This window comes from Kineococcus glutinatus (assembly GCF_039542765.1).
Lineage (GTDB): Bacteria > Actinomycetota > Actinomycetes > Actinomycetales > Kineococcaceae > Kineococcus_A > Kineococcus_A glutinatus.
This window is the reverse complement of record NZ_BAABIL010000751.1, coordinates 1-791: the sequence shown is the minus strand read 5'-3', so window position 1 is coordinate 791 and position 791 is coordinate 1. Positions and strand designations below refer to the sequence as shown.

Here is a 791-nt window from a genome sequence, read left to right as displayed (position 1 = left end):
CTCCGGTCCCCGGGCGCACGGCGCCACCCGCGCGGAGCCGCCGCAGGGCTGAGCCGGGCGCAGGGCCGGGCCCTGCGACGGCCGAGCGGGGCGTCAGCCGCTGCGGCGCTGCCGGATGAGCCGCACCGCCTCCACGGTCGGCCCCACGAGCGAGGCGGCGATCGCGACGGCGGCCACGACGTACGCGGCGTGCTTCACCCACGGCACCGAGTGCGCCGCGTAGCCGGTGAGCACCAGGCCTGCCCCCCACACCAGCGCGCCCACGACGTTGGCGGAGAGGAACTTCGGGTAGGGCATCCGCGCGGTGCCGGCCACGATCGGGGTGAAGGTGCGGATCCACGGGAAGAAGCGGCACGCCACCACCGCGCCCCAGCCCCAGCGCTCGTAGAACGCCTCCGCCTTGGGCAGGTGGTGCGCCATCCGCCCCGCCCGCTTGAGCACCCACGGCCGGCCCAGCCGCCGCCCGCTCCAGTAGCCCACCGCGTCCCCCAGGATCGCCGCCAGGGTCACGCCGACGACGAGGACGGTCACCGACACGGGGCTGTCGTCGCGCCCGGCGAGCAGCCCGGCGGCGAACAGCACCGTGTCGCCGGGCAGGAAGAAGCCCAGCAGGATCCCGGACTCCGCGAAGATCAGGCCGAAGACGACGGCGTAGACCGCGACGGCGCCCACGTCGGGGGAGAGCACCCCCGCCAGCCACTCCGACACGGCGCGCCGCCCGGCTCAGCCGGCGCTGCGCCGTGCGCCGCGGCGCAGCGCCGGCGGCCCGTCGTGCAGCGCCGCCAGCTGCT

The 791-nt window shown here is 77.2% G+C and carries 1 protein-coding gene; it reads right to left on the bottom strand.

The features are described from left to right. Positions 1 to 93: 93 nt before the first annotated feature. Entirely contained in the window at positions 94 to 708 is a 615-nt protein-coding gene (locus ABEB16_RS20950) for a DedA family protein (protein ID WP_345714118.1), read from the bottom strand. Between the last annotated feature and the right edge of the window lie 83 nt (positions 709 to 791).